The organism is Streptomyces sp. NPDC093109 (genome assembly GCF_040701725.1).
Taxonomy (GTDB): Bacteria; Actinomycetota; Actinomycetes; order Streptomycetales; family Streptomycetaceae; genus Streptomyces.
In genome coordinates this window covers 96189-115936 of sequence record NZ_JBFBEZ010000021.1, presented here as the reverse complement: position 1 = coordinate 115936, position 19748 = coordinate 96189, and the positions used below count along the sequence as shown (strand labels likewise).

At 72.0% G+C, this 19748-nt stretch carries 8 protein-coding genes; 4 read left to right on the top strand and 4 right to left on the bottom strand.

Annotation, left to right across the window (positions count from 1 at the left end; genetic code table 11):
• Positions 1-14: 14 nt before the first annotated feature.
• Positions 15-1406, bottom strand: coding sequence for a DEAD/DEAH box helicase (locus tag AB0389_RS21295; protein ID WP_366397002.1), 1392 nt, complete (start codon positions 1404-1406; stop codon positions 15-17).
• A 362-nt stretch (positions 1407-1768) separates the two neighbouring features.
• Between AB0389_RS21295 and AB0389_RS21290 the strand changes: the two genes are divergently transcribed.
• The gene (locus AB0389_RS21290) at positions 1769-3829 is read left to right on the top strand and encodes a beta-N-acetylglucosaminidase domain-containing protein (protein WP_366397001.1); all 2061 of its coding nucleotides are present in this window, start codon (positions 1769-1771) and stop codon (positions 3827-3829) included.
• A 63-nt stretch (positions 3830-3892) separates the two neighbouring features.
• Here AB0389_RS21290 and AB0389_RS21285 read toward each other — a convergent pair whose 3' ends face one another.
• The 3 genes from AB0389_RS21285 to AB0389_RS21275 form a co-directional block, all read right to left on the bottom strand.
• Positions 3893-5863 (bottom strand): family 20 glycosylhydrolase, encoded by a 1971-nt coding sequence (locus AB0389_RS21285; RefSeq protein ID WP_366397000.1) that lies wholly within the window; start codon positions 5861-5863, stop codon positions 3893-3895.
• Positions 5864-6020: 157 nt separating this feature from the next.
• On the bottom strand, positions 6021-6350 hold the full coding sequence (locus AB0389_RS21280) for an antibiotic biosynthesis monooxygenase (RefSeq protein ID WP_366396999.1): 330 nt from the start codon (positions 6348-6350) through the stop codon (positions 6021-6023).
• A 58-nt stretch (positions 6351-6408) separates the two neighbouring features.
• Positions 6409-7155 (bottom strand): BPL-N domain-containing protein, encoded by a 747-nt coding sequence (locus AB0389_RS21275; protein ID WP_366396998.1) that lies wholly within the window; start codon positions 7153-7155, stop codon positions 6409-6411.
• A 360-nt stretch (positions 7156-7515) separates the two neighbouring features.
• Between AB0389_RS21275 and AB0389_RS21270 the strand changes: the two genes are divergently transcribed.
• The 3 genes from AB0389_RS21270 to AB0389_RS21260 all read left to right on the top strand — a co-directional run bounded on the left by AB0389_RS21270 (position 7516) and on the right by AB0389_RS21260 (position 19748).
• Positions 7516-8370 (top strand): sterol desaturase family protein, encoded by an 855-nt coding sequence (locus AB0389_RS21270; protein ID WP_366396997.1) that lies wholly within the window; start codon positions 7516-7518, stop codon positions 8368-8370.
• Positions 8371-8485: 115 nt separating this feature from the next.
• Entirely contained in the window at positions 8486-18070 is a 9585-nt protein-coding gene (locus tag AB0389_RS21265; protein ID WP_366396996.1) for an amino acid adenylation domain-containing protein, read from the top strand.
• Positions 18060-19748, top strand: a complete 1689-nt coding sequence (locus tag AB0389_RS21260; RefSeq protein WP_366396995.1) for an NAD(P)/FAD-dependent oxidoreductase — start codon at positions 18060-18062, stop codon at positions 19746-19748. Before AB0389_RS21265 ends, AB0389_RS21260 begins: the two co-directional genes overlap by 11 nt.

Here is a 19748-nt window from a genome sequence, read left to right as displayed (position 1 = left end):
CGGTCCGTCCGGGATCAGCGGCCCTTGCGCACCCGGGCCGCGGCGCGTGCCTCCGCGGTCTTGCGGGCCTCGGCGGCTTTGCGGGACTCCTTCGCGGGGCGGCCCGGACTGGTGCCGAGGCCGCGGAAGGCGGCGTTGCCGGTGGGCTTCGTCCCGGCCGGGGGGCGTTTCGCCCCGGTGATGCTGGTCAGCTTCTCCTCGCCGGAGCGCACTTGGGTGACCAATGGCCGGATCCCGGCGGCGGACATCATCCGGTTCACATCGCGCCGCTGGTTGGGGGTGACCAGGGTGACCACGCTCCCGGACTCCCCGGCGCGCGCCGTGCGCCCGCCGCGGTGCAGGTAGTCCTTGGCGTCGGCCGGCGGGTCGACGTTGACGACGAGGTCGAGCGCGTCGATGTGGATGCCCCGCGCCGCGACATTGGTGGCCACCAGCACGGTGATCTCACCGTCCTTGAACTGGCCGAGCGTGTGCGTCCGTTGGGGCTGCGACTTCCCGCTGTGCAGGGCCGCCGCCCGTACGCCGCTGGCCCGCAGGTGACGGGTGAACTGGTCCACGCCGGCCTTGGTGTCCAGGAACATCAGTACCCGGCCGTCCCGCGCGGCGATCTCGGTCGCGGTCGCGTACTTGTCGGCCGCGTGGACGTTCAGCACATGGTGTTCCATCGTGGTGACCGAACCCGCCACCCGGTCGACGGACGCGAGAACCGGGTCGTGCAGATAGCCCCGCACCAGCTCGTCGACACCGCCGTCGAGCGTGGCCGAGAACAGCAGCCGCTGACCGTCGGCGTGGACCTGGTCGAGGAGTTCCGAGACCTGCGGCAGGAAGCCGAGGTCGCACATCTGGTCCGCCTCGTCCAGCACCGTGATCCGCACCTGATGCAGATGGCAGTCACGGCGCGACACCAGATCGGCCAGCCGGCCCGGTGTCGCGACGACCACCTCGACACCGGTCCTCAGCAGCGCCGACTGCCGGTTGACCGACAGCCCGCCGACCACCGTCGCCAGCCGTACGTTCAGCGTCCGCGCGTACGGCTCCAGCGCGTCGCTCACCTGCTGAGCCAGTTCCCGGGTCGGCACCAGCACCAGGGCGAGGGGCCGCTTCGACTCCGCTCGCAGGCCTGCCGTACGGACGAGCAGCGCGAGCCCGAAAGCCAGCGTCTTTCCGGAGCCGGTCCGCGCGCGGCCGAGGACATCGCGGCCTGCCAGCGCGTCGGGAAGAGTCGCCGCCTGGATCGGGAAGGGCTCCGTCACACCGAGACCGGTCATCGTCTTCACCAGCTCCGGCGGCAGCCCGAGCTCGTCGAAGGAGGCGGCCGGCGGCAGCTCCGGGGAAACCTGCGACGCTGTCGCCCGCCGGGGCTTCCCGGCAGAGGAGAGCCCGGGGGGCGACGACTTCGCGTTCATGGGGAACCTTCCTGATCCGGCGCCCGGAACGCCCCGGGGCCCGTACCTCCTGGGTACGGGCCCCGGCGGTGTCGAAGCGTGCCCCCATTTTACCAGCGGGCGCGCGGAGCCGCTCGCCGGCTCCGTCGAGCGGGCCGTGGTCCCGGGCCGCGGAAACACCGCGGCGATCCGCCGCTCCGCCATCGAATACCCGAACTCGCCGCGCTCCAAGCCCTGTTGGCTTGCTCCTGGTGAGGCGGTCGGGGCGGGAGAGGCGGTATGGACCGGCACTCCGGCGGCCTCTAGCATGCCAGACGCACTTAATGGTCTATGCCACTTGCGTGCCGGCGGTACCCACCGCCCCGACCGAGCCAGGAGTGCCTGTGCCTGTGTCCTCACCGTACGACCCGCGCCCGCACAACCCGTGCCCGTCCGTCTCCCACCCCCGCACTCATCCCCGCACTCGCCGCCGTTCCCTTCCCCGGCTCCGCACCCTCTCCGTACTCGCCCTGGCGGTGGCGCTCCTCGGCGCGCTCGCCGCCCCCGCGGGCGCGGCCGGCGGCGGGCGGCCAGGACCGTCCGCCGCCCACCCGGCCGGCCCGGCCGGGCTCCCCGTGGTGACCCCCACCCCGCAGTCCATGACCGCGATCGGCGCGGGCGTCCCGGTCCCGCGTACGGTCCGGCTGCTGGTCGGAGCGGAGACCGACGGACCCGCCCGGGATCTGGTCGTCTCGGTGCTCGGCGCGGCCGGCGCACGGGTGGAGATCGTCGACACACCGGTGACCGGCCGGCCGGCGAAGGCGCCCCTGACCGTGGTGCTGGGAACGCTCGCCGAGCCCCGGGTGGCCAGGGCGTTGCGCGCCGCCGGGGCCACCGCCCCGGCCGAACTGCCCGCCGAGGGCTACCGGCTGGCCGTCCCCGACAAGGGTCCGGTGGTACTGGCCGGGCAGGACGCCGCGGGCACGTACTACGCCGCCCAGACACTGCGGCAGCTCGTCGCGGGCGGCCGGATCGCGGGCGTCCTGGTCACCGACCACCCCAGCATGGCGCTGCGCGGCACCATCGAAGGGTTCTACGGCAGCCCGTGGAGCCACAGGCAGCGCATGGACCAACTGGCCTTCTACGGCGATGTCAAGATGAACACCTATATCTACGCGCCCAAGGACGACCCGTACCACCGCGAGCAGTGGCGCGACCCCTACCCCGCCGACCGGCTCGCACTCCTCGGCGAACTGGTCCGGCAGGCCACCGCCCACCATGTCCGCTTCACCTTCGCGGTCTCCCCCGGGGTCTCCATCTGTTACAGCGATCCGGCGGACGTCCGGACGCTGGACGCGAAACTCCAGGCGCTGTACGCGCTGGGGGTGCGCAGCTTCTCCGTACCGCTGGACGACATCAGCTACACCAGCTGGAACTGCGCCGCCGACCGCGCGGCGTACGGCGCGCCCTCGGCCGGTGCCGCCGCGCGGGCCCAGGTGGACCTGCTCAACCACGTACAGCGGGAGTTCCTGGACGCCAGGGAGGGCACCCGGCCGCTCCAGATGGTGCCCACCGAGTACAGCGACCTGGCGGACTCCGCGTACAAGACGACGATCCGGGAACAGCTCGATCCCCGGGTGGAGATCATGTGGACGGGCACCGATGTGGTGCCACCGTCGATCACCGTGTCCGACGCGCGGCGGGCCGCCTCGGTGTGGGGACGCAAGGTCTTCGTCTGGGACAACTACCCGGTCAACGACTACGGCCAGGCGACCGGGCGGCTGCTGATGGCACCGTACGAACAGCGGGAGGCCGGGCTGCACGAGACGCTCTCCGGGATCGTGCTCAACCCGATGAACCAGGCGGACGCCAGCAAGGTCGCCGAGTTCGGCGGGGCCTCCTTCACCTGGAACGACCTGGATTACGACCCGGTACGCACCTGGCGGGCCGCCGCCGGGTATCTCGCCGGGGGCGATCCGGCGACCGTCACGGCGCTGCTGGCCTTCTTCGACACGCAGTATCTGGCTCCCACGTTCGGGGACCTGCCCTGGCAGCCGCAGGCTCCGGCGCTCGCCGCGCGGCTTGCGGGGTTCCGGACCGCGTGGGCGGCCGGGGACCGGGCGGGTGCGCTGCGGACGCTGCGCCCGTACGCCGGGCTGCTGGCCTCCGCGTCCGCCACCATCAGGTCGGGCACGGATCCGGGGCTGGTCACCGACACCGGCCCCTGGTTGGACGCGCTGGCGCTGTGGGGCGCGGCGTTCAACGCCACCCTCGACGGGCTGGCGGCCGGTGAGGCCGGGGACGGGGCGGCGGCCCGGGGCCACTTCGCGCGGTCCTCTGCGCTCGCCGCCCAGGCCGCGGCGATCCGTACCCTGCCGGGCACGACCCGGCCGCAGGGCACGGTGAAGGTCGCCGACACGGTGCTGGACGTCTTCCTGCGGGACGCTCCGGGGCTGCTGTCCTGACCGGCCGTGCGGGCGCGCCTGCCGAGGCGCGCCCGCACGGGCCGCGGACCGGTCCCAGAACAATCAGCGGGCGGTGAACTGCCATACGGTGGGCGGACGTTGGTCCGGCGGGTACTGCGTGACCCGGCCGTCCGTAGTCACGTACGCCGCCATCCGGGTGATGGCGTTGACCAAGTGGTAGCCGCCGGCGGCCGGTTCGAGCTGCCAGCGCTGGAGGCGGTTGGCGGCCGAACAGGTCTGCTGGGTGAGCGGGGTGCCCGCCTCCAGGGGGGTGTTGACGCTGAGCCGGCCGGTACGGGTCTCCGCGCAGAGCCCGGTGGTCCCGGAGACCAGGGTGAGATAGCCGTCCTCGGTGGCCCCCAGCCGCCAGGCTCCGTCGGCGCCGGCGCTCGCGGTCAGTGTGGCCCCGACGGCGGTGGAGCCGCTGCCCAGGGCGGTGCCCCGCGCGGTGCCCACGGTGTATTCACCGGGGGGAAGCGGCGGGGCGGCGACCTCCACCCCGGGGGCCCGGCCGATCGCTTCGGCGCGGGCGGCGAAGGCGGGGTAGCCGGTGTCCGGGGCGGGGGTGCCCCAGGTGGTCTGCGCGAGGTAGCGCAGCGGGAGGTAGCCGGCGGTGGCGGCCTCGTTCTCGGTCTGGGCCCGGCCGTTGTCCGGCCAGAAGCTGATCTTCGCACCGGTCACCCCGGCCGGTCCTGACACGGTGGAGCCCTCGAAGACGGTGGGGTTCCAGCCCTGTTCGTACAGCGACCGGGTGTCCATGGAGAATCCGCCCCGGATCAGATAGAGCGCGTAGGAGGCGTTCATCACCTGATGCCCCTCGGCGATGAGCTGCGCGGGGGTGGTGCGGACGGAGATCCAGTGCTCCACGACGGCGTCGGTCCGTACCGGCACGGTGTTCTCGCCGGTCAGGCCGTCGTTCCAGATACGGAGACGCTTGCCCAGCGCGGCGGCGTGGTCGCCGACCCTGTTGACGAAGTCCACATAGGCGTCCTGCGCGGTGGCGTTGTCCCCGAAGCGGCGGCGGGCGTGGGCCAGCACCTGCGGGTAGGCGGCGTAGTCGGAGCCGAGCATGTACTCGTCGGCTCCCATGTGCCACCAGGGCGAGGTGAAGACCTCCGCGTACTCGTCCATCAGGCTGGTGTAGTAGTCGAACGCCGCCTCGCTGGTGATGTCCAGCCGGGAGGGCTGGGCCGTGCCGTTGACGTCGGTGAGCTGGAGGTCGGGGCGGTTCTCGATCCAGGGGTCGAGATGGCCCGGGGAGTTGATCTCCGGGACGACAGTGACGTGGTACTTCTTCCCCAGCGCGACGATCCGCCGGACCTCGTCCTTGGTGTAGTAGCCCCAAGTGTTGGCCTCGGGGTGGGTGTCGCTGCGTACCTTGAGCTCCAGGAGGAGCTGGTTGAGCTTGAGGTACGACATGTCCCGGATGAGATTCTCCAGCCAGGGCAGCGAGACATGGATGTAGCAGGCGCAGACGCCGACCCCGCGCTCCGGATAGGCCGGGACGTCGACGGTGTGTCCCGCCGCGATCTCGGTCGTGTGTCCCGCCTCGATCCGTGTGCCCATCGCCAGCATCTGGAGCAGGGTGCGGGTGCTGTGGAAGGCGCCGGTCCCGGTGGCGCCGGTGATGACGGTCCGGTCGGTGATGTCCAGGGCGTAGCCCTCCGCGCCGAGTTCGGCTGCGCGCGCGGGGTCGACCGTGATCAACAGGTCGCCGGGGGCCGGCCGGGCGGTGGTGGCCTTGACGGGCGGCCTGTGGTGGCCGGCCGCCGCCAGATCCCCGGCCAGCGTCCCGGCCGTCTCCCGCGCGGCGCGGTCCCCCGGCCTGACCAGCAGCCGGCTGCCTTCGGTGAGGCGGTACGTCCCGGCCCCGGCGCTCCACGAGGCCAGCGCGGGCACCACCCGCGGGGCACCGGCCGCCGCGACCGGCCCGGCCGGGGCGCTGCCCAGCGCCGGTGGTGCGGGCAGGACCAGCAGCAGGGCGACCGCCGCGAGTATCCGTAAGAGGACGGGTCGTACCGGTTGTCGCCGCATCGCAGCTCCTGGGGTAGGTGACGTGGTCACCTGATGTTCCCCTTGATCCGGAAGCCCTGAACCTGGTCGGCCCACCGGCCGGGACGGACCGCGCGGCCGGGGCGCGGTCCGTCCCGGAACTGCCTGCGGACGGGTTCCTACGGGTTCCTACGGGTACCTACGGATGCTGCGGTGCCGCCTGCTGGACGACCTCGAAGGACCACAGGGTGGATCCGCTCGCCGCCGGCTTGGGGCGTTCGCCGCCCTCCGCGTTGCCGCCCTGGTGGGCCGCCTTCATAGGACCCTCCATCCACGCCTGGAAGGACTCCTCGTCCCGCCAGCGGGTGTAGACGAGGTAGCTGTCGGTGCCTTCGACGGGGCGGAGGAGTTCGAACCACTCGAACCCGTCGGAGTTCTCCACGGCATGGGCACGGGAGGCGAAGCGCTTCTCCAGCGTCTCGCGCTGCTCGGAGGGGACGGCCAGTACGTTGATCTTGACTACGCTCATGCGCCCATCCTGCCGCACGGCGGCCGGGCCGCGGCGAGCGGCTCCCGTGCGGGATGTCTCAGTCGGCCAGTACGGTGCCGACGAGGTCCAGTGCCAGGTCGTGGGTGTCGTGGAAGGGCAGCCGGGGGTCTTCGAACCAGTCGGCGGTGGCCTCCGGGTGGGGTCCGACGACGGCGACACGGCCCGCGCCGTAGGGGGTGACGAGTGCGGCGGCCAGGCCGTTCGTGTACGTGGCGAGGACTGTCGCCTCCTGGCCGGGGCCGGGGGTGAAGTAGGCGCCGTCCTGGAAGAAGAGGGTGCGGGGTTGTCCGCGCCATGCGACGTCGACCAGGGTGTCGTCCTCGGTGGTGACCGTGGCGCCGTCCGTGACGATGTACTGGTCGACGGTGCCGGACAGCAGGCCGAACCCCTCCTCGCGTCCGGCGAGATAGCCGCCGAGGCAGAATCCCAGGTAACGGCCGCCCTGCCCGACGAAGTCGCGGATCGCCTTTCTGTGGGGCTTGAGTTGCCGGTAGGCGGGCGTCAGGTCGCCGCCGCCGGGCTGCGCGTACAGCCGGGCCGTCGCCAGGGTGGCGGAGGACAGCGGGAGTTCGCCCTTCGGTCCGGTGGTGCGGACCTCCAGCCCCCAGGGTCCGTCGGCGAGGAGGCCGACGACCGTGTCGGCGCAGTCCCTGTCCTCCTGGGTGGGCCCGCGGTAGACCAGCGCCACCGGGCGTTCCCCGGACTGCGAGTGGCCCGGCGGTACGGACGCACGGCGGACGCCGAGGGCACGGCGCAGGGAATCGAGGATTCCGGTGGATGTCATGGTTCCTCACCGAGGTGTCGTGCGCGGGATACCCGTCCTGTACGGCCGGCGGACCGGGACTCCCCCCTTTATGGCAGCCGGGCGTGTGCGGCGCGACAACCCACCGAGCGGGAACGTTCATTCGTCACCCGTATGCCGCCGCCCGCCGCGCATGTCGACGCCCCGTGAAATACGCCGAGGTGAGACGCGCCCTGAGCGCGCCCCGGGAGTGCGCCGGTTCGGCGTCCGTGATGCCGCACGCCGGTGAAGAGAATGTTGCACTAAGGATCCGATCAACTACATACTGTGATCAGCTCTTCGGCTTTCCGTCTGCCGGGAGCGCTCTCGCAAGATCCCGCCATCGCCTCGGAGAGGAGTGCCATGCCCCGGTCAACGGTGCGCGACGCACTGGCTGCGGCCGCTCAGTTCATCCTGCTGCTCGCCGCCGTCGCCGCGTTCGCTCTCACCGAGTGGCGCGGCTGGGACCCGGGCATGGCCACCTTCCTCTTCCAGTTCTCGGTGCTCGGCCTTCTCGTGGTGCTGGAGTTCGTGATCCCGTACAACCCCTCCTGGCGGCCGGACCGGCGGGAGTGGGGGTACTACGCCGTTTATTACGTCCTCACCGCGGTCGGGGGCGCCCTCGGGCAGAATCTGGTGCTGCTGGCCGTCGGCGCCGTCGCGAATCCGTATCCCGTGCTTCCGCTCTGGGGTGAGATCCCGCTGGCGCTCCTGCTCGGCTCCCTCGCGAGCTATGCGGTGCACCGGGCCGGCCACACCTACGCGTGGCTGTGGCGGCTGCACGGGGTGCACCACGTACCGAGCAAAGTGAATGTCGCCAACAACGGTGTCAACCACGTCGCCGACGTCCTCATTTCGCAGGCATTCGTCCAACTCGCCCTCGCGCTCATCGGCTTCTCCGAGCGCGCGGTCTTCGGCGTGGGGCTCTTCGTCGTGGCGCAGGGGTACTTCGTCCACGCCAACATCCGTGTGCGCATGGGGCCCTTGAACCATGTTCTCGCCGGTCCCGAGCAGCACCGGCTGCACCACAGCACCGATCTGTCGGAGGCCGGTCACTACGGTTCCGACCTGGCCCTGTGGGACAGGCTCTTCGGCACCTTCACCTGGCGTCCCGGTCGTGAGCCGACGGCGGTCGGGCTGGCCGATCCCAGCACCTTCCCGGACACCGGCCGCATTCTCACCACGCTCATCCATCCCTGGCGCCGCTCCGCCGGTTGACGGTTTCTCCGCTCTGCCGAACGGTCTCTCCCCGTCCCTCCGCTGCCTGCCCGCTCACGTTCGTACGGCGCGCGCCGCTCCCTCGCGCGCCTGTTTCCCGGCTCAAGGAACAATCATGTCTGTACACGCCCGTACGTCCCCGTCGGCCACTCCCACCACACCTCCCGAGAAGATCGCCGTCATCGGCATGGGCTGCCGCTTCCCGGGCGGAGCGAATGACCACCGGTCCTTCTGGCGCAACCTGGTCGAGGGGAAGGACTGCATCACGCCGACGCCGGCCGACCGGTACGACGCGGCGGGCCTGCGCAGCAGCGACAAGACGAAACCCGGGCGGCTCGTGGGCGGACGCGGTGGCTACATCGACGGCTTCGACGAGTTCGACCCGGCGTTCTTCGGCATCAGCCCCCGCGAGGCGCACGCCATGGACCCGCAGCAGCGCAAGCTCCTGGAGGTGACCTGGGAGGCCCTGGAGGACGGCGGGCAGAAGCCCGGCGAGCTGGCCGGCCGCGATGTGGGCGTGTTCGTCGGGGCGTTCACCCTGGACTACAAGATCCTTCAGTTCTCCGATCTCCGGTTCGACACCCTCGAAGCCCACACGGCGACCGGCACGATGATGACGATGGTCTCGAACCGGATCTCGCACTGCTTCGACTTCCGGGGCCCGAGCCTCTCCATCGACTCCGCCTGCAGCTCCTCGCTCGTGGCCGTGCACCTCGCCTGCGAGAGTCTGCGGCGCGGCGAGAGCTCGCTGGCCCTGGCCGGCGGCACGCTGCTGCATCTGACACCGCAGTACACCATCGCCGAGACCAAGGGCGGTTTCCTCTCGCCGGAGGGCCGCTCCCGGACCTTCGACGCCGGTGCCAACGGTTACGTCAGGGCCGAGGGTGTGGGGATCGTGGTCCTCAAGCTCCTTGCGGACGCGGTCCGTGACGGCGACCCGATCCACGCCGTGATCACGGAGACCGGCGTCAACCAGGACGGACGTACCAACGGCATCACCGTCCCCAGTGCCGACGCCCAGTCCGCCCTCATCGAGCAGGTCTGTGCCCGGGCCGGGATCACCCCGGGCAGCCTCCAGTACGTGGAGGCCCACGGCACCTCCACCCCCGTGGGCGACCCGATCGAGGCGAACGCGCTGGCGAGCGCCCTCGCCGTCGGCCGCGAGCCGGGCGCCGCGTGCTACATCGGTTCCGTCAAGACGAACATCGGTCATACCGAGTCCGCCGCCGGGATCGCCGGTCTCATCAAGACCGCGCTCAGTCTCGAACACCGGCTGATCCCCCCGCACATCAACCTGGAACGCGTCAATCCCGCGATCGACCTGGCCGCCGCGCCCTACGGGATCCCGGACCGGGTCACCCCCTGGCCCGCTCACGAGGGACCGGCTCGCGCGGGCGTCAACTCCTTCGGTTTCGGCGGCACCAACGCGCACGTACTGCTCGAAGAGGCACCCGTACCCGAACTCGCCGGCGAGGACACCCCGGCGCCCCTGCCCGAGCCGGCTTCCGCCGATGTCCTCCCGTTCCGTGTGCTGCCGCTCAGCGCCCACGACGCCGCCGTACTGCCGGAGCTGGCCGAGTCCGTCCGGGCGGAACTCGCGGACCGGGCTTCGCGCACACCGGACCCCGCGGGTGATCCCGCCGCCTCCCTCACGGACCTCGCGCACTCGTTCGCCCGCCGCAGACAGCACCACGACGCCCGGCTGGCCGTGGTGTACGAGACGCGTGACGATCTGGACGAGGCACTGGCGGCCCATGTCCGGGGCAAGGAGCATCCCCGGGTGCTGCGCGGCAGCTACCGCGAGGGACAACAGGCCTCTCCCGCTTGGGTGTTCACCGGCATGGGGCCGCAGTGGTGGGCCATGGGCCGCGAGCTGTTCGCGGCCTCGCCCGTCTACCGGGCGGCCGTCGAGGCCGTCGACCGGGAGATCACCGCACAGGCCGGCTGGTCGCTGACCGCCGAACTGAACGCCGACGAGGGCGCGTCCCGGATGGCGCAGACCTGGCTGGCGCAGCCCGCCAACTTCGCCGTCCAGGTCGGTCTCGCCGCCCTCTGGCGCGCCCACGGGGTCCAGCCCTCCGCGATCGTCGGCCACAGCACCGGCGAAGTCGCCGCGTTCTACGAGGCCGGGGTCTACAGCCTGCCGGACGCCGTACGGATCGTGCTGCACCGCAGCCGCCTGCAGCACCGGCTGGCGGGTACGGGCACCATGCTCGCCGTCGGGCTGCCCGAGGACGAGGCGTTACGGCGTGCGGCGCCCTTCGGGGACCTCGTGTCCGTCGCCGCCGTGAACAGCCCCGGCGCACTGACCCTCGCCGGGGACCGGGCGGCGCTGACCGCGTACGCGGACGCGCTCCACGCCGACGGTGTGTTCGCCAAGTTCCTTGACGTACCGGTCCCGTACCACAGCGCCGCGATGGACGGGATCAGGACCGAGCTGCTGTCGGAGCTCGCCGGAATCGAGCCGCGTCCCCCTCGGGTGCCCGTTCATCTCACCGGCCGGGAGGGGCGCGCCGAGGGGCCAGAACTCGACGCGGGCTACTGGTGGGACAACGTCCGGGACACCGTCCGGTTCCGCTCGGCCGTGGACGCCATGATCGACGACGGGCACCGCGTCTTCCTGGAGATCGGGCCCCATCCGGTGCTCGGTCACTCCGTCAAGGAGTGCGTCGCCGCCCGTGCGGGCGACACCGTGACCACGCTCCCCTCGATCCGCCGTGCCGAGGACGAGGCCCTGCGCTTCACCACCTCGCTGGCCTCGCTGTACGCCCTCGGCTGCGCCGTCGACTGGGCGGCCCTGCACCCGCGCGGGCGGCGGGTGCCGCTGCCCCGCTATCCGTGGAGGCGGGACCGGTACTGGACCGAACCCGCGCCCGTGGCGCAGGTCAGACTGGGCCGGGTCGACCATCCGCTGCTGGGCCGGCGCCTCGCCACCGCGGAGCCCGCCTGGGAGGTGGCGCTCGACGTGGAGAGAACGCCCTATCTCGCCGATCACCGTATCCAGGGAAGGACGCTGTTCCCGGCGGCCGGATACATCGAGATGGCGTACCAGGCGCTCCGGGCCCTGACCGGTGGCACGGACGCCGAACTGGCGGACATCGAGCTGCGCAAGGCGCTCTTCCTGCCCGCCGACGCGCCCCGCGCCGTCCAGTTGTCGCTCTCCGCGCGGACCTCCGTCTTCACGGTGGCGACCGAGGGCGAAACCCCCGTCGTGCACGCCTGCGGTGTGGTGCGCGGCGGGGCCCCGGCCGGCCGTACCGCCCCGCTGGACGGCGAGGCGGTACGGGCGCGGGCGGAGCGGCGCCTCGGCTCCGCCGCGTGCTACGACACGCTGAGCGCCCGGGGGTACGAGTACGGACCCGCGTTCCGGGGCATCGCGGAGGTCTGGCGGGCGCGCGGCGAGGCGCTCGCCCTGATCAGGCCGCCCGCGTGCGCCGGCGGTGCCGCCGGACACCACGTCCACCCGGTGCTGCTCGACGCGTGCTTCCAGACCCTCCTCGTGGCCGGGCTCCCTGACGCGGACACGGAGCCCGGGAGCGGAATGCTCCTGCCGCTCACCATCGACGCGGTCCGCACGGCCCCCGTCGGTGACCGGCCGCTGTGGGCGCACGCCACCGTCACCCGGCGGGCGGACGACGAACTCGTCGGTGACATCGCCCTCTATGCCGAGGACGGCGAGCCCCTCGGGCACATCCGCGGCTTCCGTGCCGCCGATGTGGAGCAGGCGCCGGCCGCGGTGGGCGTTCCCACCATCGACGGCTGGCTCGCCGAACTCACCTGGACGGAAGCGTCGTTGGAGTCCGGTGGTCCGGGCGGGGACACGGACGCGGCGGCGGCCCCCGGCCCGGTGGCGCGTGGTACGTGGCTGCTGTTCGCGGACAGGCCGGGCGGGGTGGGTGACCGTCTCGCCGCGCTCGCGGTCACCGGCGGCGCGCGCTGCCACCTCGTACGGCCTGGTGACGGCTACGCGTTCGGCCGAGACGGGCGGGACTCCCGGGTGGTCCCCGGGAGCGCCGACGACCTCCGCGGGCTCCTCGCGGACCTCGCCGCCGACGGGCAGGCCCCCGACACCGTCGTCCACCTGTGGAACCTGGACCTGCCCGCCCTGGCGGACACCGCGCGTGGACACCTCGGCGCGCACAGCACGCTGGGCGCCTACTCGGTGATCGCCCTGGCCCAGGCCCTCCAGGACGACCCCGGGCAGCAGGCCGCGCCGGCCGCCCTGCACCTGGTCACCCGGGGAGCCCAGGCGGCCGTCCCCGGAGAGCCGGTCGAGCCTCTCGGCGCGCCCGTCTGGGGTATCGGCCGGGTGCTGCGCCATCACGAGCTGACCGCACACCGCGGCAAGCTGATCGACCTGCCGCTCTCCCCGGCCGGAGCCGCCACACGGGACTTCGGACCGCGGGCCGACGCCGAGGCGCTGCTCCGTGAGATCCTCGCCCCGCCCGCCCCGGACCAGCCGCAGGACGAGGTCGCCGTGCGCGACGGCCGCCGTCTCATCAGTGGCCTCACCCGCCCAGAGGGTCTCACCCGCCCCTTCCCGCCCCGGCTCCGGCCGGACGGCGCGTACCTCGTCACCGGTGCGTTCGGCGCGCTGGGCAGGCTGCTCTGCCGCTATCTCGTCCAGCGGGGCGCCCGGCACCTGATCCTCGTCGGCCGGACGGAGCTCCCCGACCGTGCCACCTGGCGCGATCTCGGCCCGGACTCCCCGGCGAGCTCCGCGGTCCGCTTCGTCAAGGACCTGGAGGCGCTCGGGGCCCATCCCGTGCACGCCGCGCTCGACATCTCCGACGAGCATGCCCTGACGCGGTGGCTGGCCGGCTACCGGGACCGGGACGCTCCCCCGGTGCGGGGCGTCTTCCATCTCGCCGGGCATGTGCGCGACACTCCGGTGCGGGCCGTGGACCGCGCCACGTTCGACTCCGTCTTCGACCCGAAGGCCGCGGGGGCCTGGCTCCTCCACCACCAGCTGCGCGACGAGCCGCTCGACCACTTCGTCCTGTTCGCCTCCGTCGCGTCCCTGCTCACCACCACGGGCCAGACGAACTACGCCGCGGGCAACGCCTTCCTCGACGCCCTGGCCCATCACCGCAGGTCCCTGGGGATGCCCGCGCTCAGCCTGGACTGGGGGCCCTGGGCGACCGGCATGATCGAGGAGCTGAGCCTGGTCGAGCACTACCGGGCCGTCCGCGGCATGAGCTCGCTCTCCCCGTCCGCGGGCACGGCCGTCCTGGAACGGGTGCTCGGCCAGGACCGCGCCCAGCTCCTGATCGCCACCGTCGTCGACTGGAAGACCTTCCTGGCCTGGTATCCGTCGCCTCCCCCGCTGGTCCGGAGGCTCGCCGCCGAGGCGGCGGAGGCCGCGGCCTCCGGCGGGTCCGTCCCGGGGAGCGGCGCGCCCGACGAACAGGGCGACTACCTGGACCGGTTCCGTGCCGCCGACGGCGAGGAGGAGCGCGCCGGGCTCGTCACGGACCGCTTCCTCGCCTGCGCGTCGGCCGTCCTGCGGATGAACGCCGACCGGCTCGGTCCTGACACCGGCCTCGGCGCGCACGGCATCGACTCGCTCCTCGCCATGGAGCTGCGGGCCAGGATCCAGGCGGCGACCGGGGTGGCGCTGCCGGTCGTGGCGCTGCTCAGCGGGGCGCCGCTGCGCGAACTGACCGCTCAGCTGCACCGGGCCACCCAGGAGCTTGCCCTGAGGGCGGCGGGCCCGGACGCCTCGGCGGTGGTGGAGGTCCACGAGGACCCGGCCCGTCACCCCCTGACCCAGAACCAGAAGGCCCTGTGGTTCCTGAAGCAGCTCCATCCGGACGGCTTCGCTTACAACATCGGCGGAGCCGTCGAGGTCCGTACCGAGATCGATCCCGAGCTGATGACCATCGCTGTGCGCGCCCTGGTGGCCCGGCACCCGGTGCTGCGGGCCAACTTCGTCATGGAGGAAGGCCGGCCGCTCCAGATCCTCTCGGACGCCGTCGAGCCGGACATGGCGGTCTTCGACGTCGAGGGCATGGGCTGGGACGGGATCCGCGAGCTGATCGTCGAGGAGTACCGCAGACCGTACGATCTCGCGCACGACCGTCTGATGCGCTTCCGGCTGTTCCGGCGCGGTCCGGACCGCTGGGTGCTGATGAAGGCCGTCCACCACATCGTCTCCGACGCCATCTCCACCTTCACCTTCATCGAGGAACTGCTCGCTCTGTACGAGGGCATGCGCACGGGCCGCGCCGTCGAGCTGCCGCCCGTCCGGGGCCGGTACCTCGACTTCCTCAACCGGCAGAACCGGTTCCTGGCGTCCCCCGACGCCGACCGCATGCTGGCGTACTGGCGCAGCGCGCTGCCCGCCGAGGTTCCGCCGCTCACTCTGCACACCGACACGCCCCGGCCCCCGGTGCAGACCCACAACGGCGCCTCCGAGTTCTTCGTCCTCGACGACGCTCTCAGCGCCCGGGTCCACGCCCTGGCCCGTGAGCACGACGTGACCGTCTTCATGGTGCTCCTGTGCGCCTACTACCTGCTGCTGCACCGCCATTCCGGTCAGGACGACGTCGTCGTCGGCAGCCCGGTGACCGGGCGTACGGACGAGGATCTGTCGTCCGTGTACGGCTACTTCGTCAACCCGCTGCCGCTGTACGCGGACCTGTCCGGTGACCCGACCGTCGCCGACCTGCTCGCCCAGGTCCGCGGGACGGTGCTCGGGGGGATCGACCACCAGGAGTACCCCTTCGTCCTGCTGGTCGAGAAGCTGGGGCTCCAGCACGATCCCAGCCGTTCTGCGGTCTTCCAGGCGATGTTCATCCTGCTGGCCCACAAGGTGTCCTCGAAGCAGTACGGCTACCACCTCGATTACATCGAACTCCCCGAGGAGGAGGGGCAGTTCGATCTGACGCTGTCGGCGTACGAGGACGAGGCCGAGCGCCGTTTCCACTGCGTGCTGAAGTACAACACCGATCTGTTCGGGCCGGGGACCGCCCGTCGGCTGGCCGGGCACTACCGCAACCTCCTCGACGCGCTGACCCGCGCTCCGGGTGAGCGTCCCGTGTCGGGGCTGGACATGCTCGGCGAGGACGAGCGCCACGAGATCCTGCACGGCCCGTCCGCCCGGGGCCCCGTGCTGGCCCCGGAGGACCCGGTGCACCTCCTGTTCGCGCGGGCGGCGGCCCGTACCCCTGAGGCGGTCGCGGTCACGGTTCCCGCCGCGGGGCCGGAGGGGGCCGCCCGCCATCTGACCTACGCGGAGCTGGAGCGGGCCTCCGGTGTGCTGGCCGGGCGGCTGCGGGCCCGGGGCGTGAGCGGCGGTGTCGTCGCGGTGTGCCTGCCGAAGTCGCCCGAGCTGATCGTCGCGCTGCTGGCGGTACTGCGTGCGGGGGCGGCCTATCTGCCCCTCGATCCCGGCCATCCCGTGGAGCGGCTGGCCTTCATGGCGGGCAACGTGGCCGCGCGTCTGGTCCTCACCGACCCGGTGTGCGCGGAGCGGCTGGACGTGCCCGGGGCCGAGCTTCTCACCGACGTCATGGCGCAGGACCCCGCAGGCCCGGCCGGCGACGCCGCTCCCCGTACCGAGGACGTGCCCGTCGGCCCGGACACGCCCGCGTATGTCGTCCACACCTCCGGATCGACGGGCCGCCCCAAGGCCGTTCAGGTGTCCCACGGCGCCCTCGCGGCCCTCGGCGCCGCCTGGCGCGAGGAGTACGGGCCGGCGGCCGGCCCCGGTGTCCATCTGCAGATGGCCGGGGTGTCCTTCGACGTGTTCACGGGCGATCTGGTCCGTGCCCTGTGCTCGGGGGGCCGGCTGGTCCTCGCCGATCGTGAGCTGCTCCTCAACGCGGCGCGGCTGTACGAGGCGATGACCGCCGAGGAGGTCGACCGCGCCGAATTCGTCCCCGCCGTGGTCCGCGCGCTGATGACCCACTGCGAGGAGGGCGGTCACCGGCTGGACTTCATGCGGCTGATGATCGTCGGCTCCGACACCTGGAAGGTCGCGGAGTACGAGCGGCTGCGCGCGCTCTGCGCTCCCGGCACCCGGGTAGTCAACTCCTACGGCCTGACCGAGGCCACCGTCGACAGCGCCTGCTTCGACGGTCCCACCGACGGCCTCGACCCGAACAGCACGGTTCCCATCGGCACACCGCTGCCCAACTGCGTGCTGCACATCCTCGACGCCCACCGGAGGCCTGTCCCTGCCGGGGTCACCGGTGAGCTGTGGGCCGGCGGCGCCGGTCTGGCCCAGGGGTACGCGGGCGATCCGGAGCAGACCGCCCTGCGCTTCGTCACCGTCACCCTGGACCGGGGCCCGGACGCGGTCCCCGAGCGGCTGTACCGGACCGGGGACCTGGCGCGCAGGGACGCCCGGGGCCGTATCCACCTGCTCGGCCGGGCCGACGCCCAGATCAAGCTGCGCGGCCACCGTATCGAGCCGGGGGAAATCGAGTCGCTGCTGACGGCTCTTCCCGAGGTCGCCGACGCGTACGCCATGGTCAGGACCGACAGCGGCGGTGAACCTGCCCTCTGCGCCTATGTGGTCCGCGTGCCGGGCACCACTCCGGACACCCGCGCGCTGCGCCACCATCTCGCCGCCCATCTGCCGACGTATCTCATCCCGGCCCATCTGGAGACGGTGGACGCCCTCCCCCTGACCCCGAACGGGAAGGTGGACCCGGTCGCGCTGCCCGCGCCCGGGACCGAGGCCGCGCGGGAGGGTCACGAACCGCCCGTCACGCTCTACGAGGAACGGGTGGCGGCCCACTGGCAGGCGGTGATCGGGCTCGAACACATCGGCCTGCGCTCGGACTTCTTCGGCTCAGGCGGCAGCTCCATCACCCTGATCGAGCTGATCCACCGCCTCCAGAAGGAGTTCGGCATCGCGATCCCGGTCGGCCGGCTCTTCAAGGTGACCACCCTGCACGGCATGGCCCGTACGGTCGAGGACATCGTCACCGGACGGGTCTCCGGCAGCCTCTCCCACCTGTCCTTCAACACGGGCCGGGGACCGCTCGTCTTCTGCTTCCCGCCGGCCGGCGGTCACGGCCTGGTCTACCGGCACTTCGCCGAACACCTCCGGTCCTACGAGCTGGTCGCCTTCAACCACGTCGACGGTGACAAGAGCACGCGCTACGCGGATCTCGTGGAGTCGCTGCACCCCGAGGGGACCTGCCGTCTCCTCGGCTACTCCCTGGGCGGCAATCTCGCCTTCGAGGTCGCCAAGGAGCTCGAACGGCGGGGGCGCGAGGTGGCCCACGTCGTGATCATCGACTCGTACCGCATCGAGGAGGAGTACGGCCTCTCCGCGGAACACACCGAGGCGTTCGAGCGCGAACTGCGGGACCACCTGCGCCGGCACACCCACTCCGAGACCGTGACCGCCCAGACCCTCGAACAGGCCAGGGACTACATGGAGTACTGCGGACGCACCCCGAACCACGGAGCGGTCACCGCCACGCTCACCGTGATCTCCGACGAGGCGAAGGCGGAGTTCTACGCGGCAGGACTGCGCGGCAGCTGGCACAGCGCCTCCACCACCATCAGCCGGCTGGTGCGCGGCGCGGGCCTGCACGCGGAGATGCTCGACGAGAAGCCGGCCGAGCGGAACGCGGCCCTGGTGCTCTCCGCGCTCGGCGACGGCCTCCCGACCGCCCGCCGGGAGCGTCCCGCTGCCCCGCGGACCGACGGCAACACGGACGGAAACCACCATGGCGCGTAACGACAGGCCCGTATGGGAGAACCGGGGCCCCTGGACCGCGGGAGGCGGCAGCGGCCGGAAAGGGGCGCCCCGGGTGATCGTCATCGGCGCGGGCATCGGGGGCCTCTCCACCGGCTGTTACGCGCAGATGAGCGGCGCCGAGACCCGGATCTTCGAGCGCCATGTCCTGCCCGGCGGCTGCTGCACGGCGTGGTCGCGCCAGGACTACGTCTTCGACTACTGCATCGAGTGGCTCACCGGCACCGGGCGCAACAACGACGCCAGCAGGGTCTGGCGCGAACTCGGCGCGCTCGACGGCAAGTCGATCGCGAACTTCGAGATGTTCAACACGGTCACCGACGAGACCGGCCGCTCGGTCACCTTCTACAACGATCCCGACCGCCTCGAAGCGCATCTGCTGGAGCTCTCGCCGGGCGACGCCCGCCCGATCCGCGCGTTCTGCCGCGACCTGCGGCGCTTCACCCGTATCAACCTCTACCCGTTCCTGACCCCGTCGCCGCTCCAGTCCATGGGCGAGCGACTGGCCACCCTGCGGGTCGTCCTGCCCTCCTTCGCGCTGCTGTGGCGCACCGCCGTGACCCGTATGGAGAAGTTCTGCGACCGGTTCGAGGACCCGCTGCTGCGCCGGGCCTTCCCGTTCATCTTCTTCCAGGACCACGAGGTCTTCCCGCTGCTGCCCTATCTGTTCAACATGGCCAGCGCGTTCCACCTCAACGCGGGCTTCCCGCAGGGCGGTTCCCTGGGGCTGGCCCGCTCGGTGGAGGAGCGGTACACGGCGCTCGGCGGGCGGGTCGACTACCGGGCCAGGGTGGAGCGCGTCCTGGTGGAGAACGACCGCGCGATCGGAGTGGAACTGCGGGGAGGGGAGCGGCACTTCGCCGATCATGTCGTCTCCGCCTGCGACGGTGCCACCACCATCGAGGGGCTGCTCGGCGGCCGTTACACCAGCCCGAAGATCGACAAGCTGTACAGCGAGATGATGAGCCGTCCTGACGTGCTCTACCCGGGTGTGGTCTCGGTCTTCGTCGGGCTCGACGGCGAACTGGACCCGGCCGCCCGGCACAGCACCACCTATCTGCTCTCCGACGAGGACAGCGCGGCGCTGCCCGGGGTTCTGCAGAAGAGCCTCGTCGTCCAGATGCGCTCGCGCTACTCCGACGGTTTCGCCCCGCCGGGCAAGTCCGTCGTCCACTGCACGTACTTCAGCGACTACGCGTCCTGGAAGGAGCTGCGGACCACCGACCGCAAGGCGTACTGGGCCCGCAAGCAGGAGGTGGCCGACTTCGTCCGGGGCTTCCTGGAGCGGCACCACCCCGGCATCGGCCGGGCCATCGAGGTGGTGGACGTGGCTTCCCCGACGACCACCGAGCGGTACACGGGCGTACGGGGCGGCAGCATCCTCGGCTGGAAGTCCTTCACGCCGGCCGACGACGTGATCACGGGCCTGATCAACAAGGACCGTATGCGGCTGCCGGGCCTGGACGGCTTCTCCATGGCGGGTCAGTGGTTCGGCGGCGGCAGCCTGATCCGCGCCGCCGCCAGTGGCCGGTTCGTCACCCAGTACCTGTGCGGGGAGCTGGGGCTGGACTTCCGCGCCTGGGAGAGCGGCGGCACGGTGCCCTGGCATCCGGACAGGCTCGGCGTGCTGCCCGAGCTCGAAACCCGCAGGGTGAGGTGA

Excerpts from the sequence above, each read along its gene's own strand:
- AB0389_RS21270 (WP_366396997.1), top strand. The coding sequence starts at position 7,516 with ATGCCCCGGTCAACGGTGCGCGACGCACTGGCTGCGGCCGCTCAGTTC.
- AB0389_RS21260 (WP_366396995.1), top strand. The coding sequence starts at position 18,060 with ATGGCGCGTAACGACAGGCCCGTATGGGAGAACCGGGGCCCCTGGACC.
- AB0389_RS21265 (WP_366396996.1), top strand. The coding sequence starts at position 8,486 with ATGTCTGTACACGCCCGTACGTCCCCGTCGGCCACTCCCACCACACCT.
- AB0389_RS21295 (WP_366397002.1), bottom strand. The coding sequence starts at position 1,406 with ATGAACGCGAAGTCGTCGCCCCCCGGGCTCTCCTCTGCCGGGAAGCCC.
- AB0389_RS21280 (WP_366396999.1), bottom strand. The coding sequence starts at position 6,350 with ATGAGCGTAGTCAAGATCAACGTACTGGCCGTCCCCTCCGAGCAGCGC.
- AB0389_RS21285 (WP_366397000.1), bottom strand. The coding sequence starts at position 5,863 with ATGCGGCGACAACCGGTACGACCCGTCCTCTTACGGATACTCGCGGCG.
- AB0389_RS21275 (WP_366396998.1), bottom strand. The coding sequence starts at position 7,155 with ATGACATCCACCGGAATCCTCGATTCCCTGCGCCGTGCCCTCGGCGTC.